The sequence below is a fragment of the Lawsonibacter faecis genome (genome assembly GCF_014287675.1).
Lineage (GTDB): Bacteria > Bacillota > Clostridia > Oscillospirales > Oscillospiraceae > Pseudoflavonifractor > Pseudoflavonifractor faecis.
The window spans coordinates 1-1216 of sequence record NZ_JACOPQ010000034.1 but is presented as its reverse complement, the minus strand read 5'-3'; the positions used below and the strand labels follow the sequence as shown (position 1 = coordinate 1216).

The window sequence follows — 1216 nt, the reverse complement described above, 5'->3', positions numbered from 1 at the left end:
TGAACAGCCCCAGTAAAAACGGACAATGACAAAATGCCCCCTGATGTAGGATAATAGAACTACATCAGGGGGTATTGTTATGAGCAAACGAAGCTATACAAAAATAGGAGCGATGGAGGAGGAACTGTTATCGATGCGGAAAAGCGGGAAGACGAATCGGGAAATCGCCGAGCACTTTAGTCTGGAACACAAACAGGTGAAATGGTGGGTGACCCGGTACAACCGGAAGCAGGCCAAACTGAGAGCTGGAATATTACCACGTCCCAAAGGGCGTCCCCGGAAGGACGGCCAGCCGCCGCATCAGGGAAACCAAACGGAATTAGAACGGCTACGGATGGAAAACAAGCTGCTGCGGGATTTTCTGCAATCCATAGGAAGGAAGTGAGAGCGCGCGTAAAATATCATGTTATCTACCGTCACAGGTTTGAGTATCCGGTAACAGTGATGTGTCAATTCTTTGAGGTATCCCGGAGTGGGTATTACAGCTTTGTAGGGCGGCAGGGACAGCCAGATCGGGACGAGGAATTGGCTGGATACATAGAAGAATGCCAGCGGCATTGCAACAGCACATACGGCTACCGGCGGATGTGGCGGTGGCTCAAGAGGGAGAAACATATCTCGCGCAACCCTAAAACAGTTCTGCGTATTATGAAAAAGTACAGCCTATTGGCAGAAATCCGTCGCCGCAGGAAATGGGTACAGATGGGGCAGCAGATGCACAAGTATGAAAACCTACTTAACAGGGACTTTCACGCCCAGCGTCAGAATCAGAAGTGGGTGACGGATATTACCTACATTTTTACGGGACAAGGCGTGCTCTATTTGTCCATGATACGAGATCTCTTCAACAACAGCATCGTTGCCTACAAGACGGGAACCGCCCAGACGGTAAACCTTGTCCTGGATACCATCCACCTTGCCATGAAGAGAAAGAAGGCCGCTGCGGAGTTACAGCTCCACAGCGACCAGGGGTTCCAGTACACTTCGCAGGCATACTTTGACCTGACTCAAGAATACGGCATTACGCCGTCCATGTCAAGGCGTGGAAACTGCTACGACAACGCTATGGCTGAAAACTTCTTCTCTATTCTCAAAACCGAGTGTATTTACAGGCATAAGCCGGACACCTTTGAAGAGGCCAACCATGCGATTGCCGAGTTTATTCACTTTTATAACTATGAGCGTATCCAAATAAAAACGGGAGAGGCGCCGCTTG

General features: G+C 49.7%; 2 protein-coding genes. Both read left to right on the top strand.

Annotation, left to right across the window (positions count from 1 at the left end; translation table 11 throughout):
- The first annotated feature begins 79 nt into the window (after positions 1–79).
- On the top strand, positions 80–385 hold the full coding sequence (locus H8S62_RS17765; RefSeq protein WP_155152399.1) for a helix-turn-helix domain-containing protein: 306 nt from the start codon (positions 80–82) through the stop codon (positions 383–385).
- The coding region (locus H8S62_RS17760) for an IS3 family transposase (protein WP_186920433.1) at positions 382–1216 on the top strand (835 nt) is incomplete at its 3' end. The genes H8S62_RS17765 and H8S62_RS17760, both read left to right, overlap by 4 nt.

Coding starts and splice junctions, on each gene's coding strand:
- H8S62_RS17765 (WP_155152399.1), top strand. CDS start 80: ATGAGCAAACGAAGCTATACAAAAATAGGAGCGATGGAGGAGGAACTG.